We start from the raw sequence: 947 nt of genomic DNA on the forward strand, positions 1-947 counted from the left end.
ACCGGGCGGATTGGGGACTTGCACCCCTTGAAACGTGCGCCCGCCGGGCGCACCTTATAAGACAGAGCGTGAGGAATCTCACGCTCTGTTTTTTACTTCTTACTGTTATAATTGTAAAGTTTATTAGCTTTGTATTGCTTTCTGAAATTGTTCCATGGAACCTGTTTTTATTGTTTTTTTCAACCATTCCTTTAAAACGTTAATATTATCCTCCGTCTTTATTTTTTCCCTTAGGTCTTGAGGAATATCACCATAATCCCGGAGGAGATCTATAATAACCTCTGTAATTCCTTCTGCTTTCCCCTCTTCTCTTATAATAATTTTTTCTTCCCAGGCATTCATATATTTCACCCCAATCTTTTCACTCATTTTTATTCTGCAGATATGTTCGTGAATTTCCCTGACTTTACTGCTGGTGCACTTCTGTGCAAAGGTATCTGTTGAATGCTCTATGTATCCTAATAATTCAACAAGTTCCTGACTTATGTCTTCTTTATTATCAACGCCTGGTAGTAACGGCTTCTTTTTCTCAGGTTTCCACGTTTATATCCCTGCATTTCTGAATTATAAATAGTTCCTTGCTCATCCATTGCCCACACATCTACCCTCACGGATCTCAGTAAAGGTGATGTACGCAATTCTTTTTCTGTCTGTATCTTATCTAAAAATGAAATATTGTTGCTCCCTAAAATAATTTCTAACATATTAGTACAAACAACGGTATCCTCCATAGCTTCTGCAAACAGAAACCGATCCAGGAGATTTAAATCTTTAAGTGGTTTTACAGGCTTTTCCTGATACATAGATTCTCCTTTTTTAATATAGAAATAGTTTGCTTAAACGCAGCAAACATTGAGATTTGAATTTTAGAAGTGACTTTTTATGAAATTGTTCTTATTCTATGTATCTTCAGAAATTAATTAGAATCTAACTAAGGCTCTACTCTT

General features: G+C 36.0%; 2 protein-coding genes. Both read right to left on the bottom strand.

The window, feature by feature from the left end; genetic code table 11:
• Positions 1 to 123 precede the first annotated feature (123 nt).
• Positions 124 to 342 carry a hypothetical protein gene (locus ACH2DQ_RS03220; RefSeq protein ID WP_395025557.1) on the bottom strand — a complete coding sequence of 73 codons (219 nt, stop codon included), beginning with the start codon at positions 340 to 342 and terminating at the stop codon, positions 124 to 126.
• A 140-nt stretch (positions 343 to 482) separates the two neighbouring features.
• Positions 483 to 803, bottom strand: coding sequence for a PD-(D/E)XK nuclease family transposase (locus tag ACH2DQ_RS03225; protein ID WP_394913047.1), 321 nt, complete (start codon positions 801 to 803; stop codon positions 483 to 485).
• Between the last annotated feature and the right edge of the window lie 144 nt (positions 804 to 947).

It is taken from the genome of Robinsoniella sp. (genome assembly GCF_034124845.1).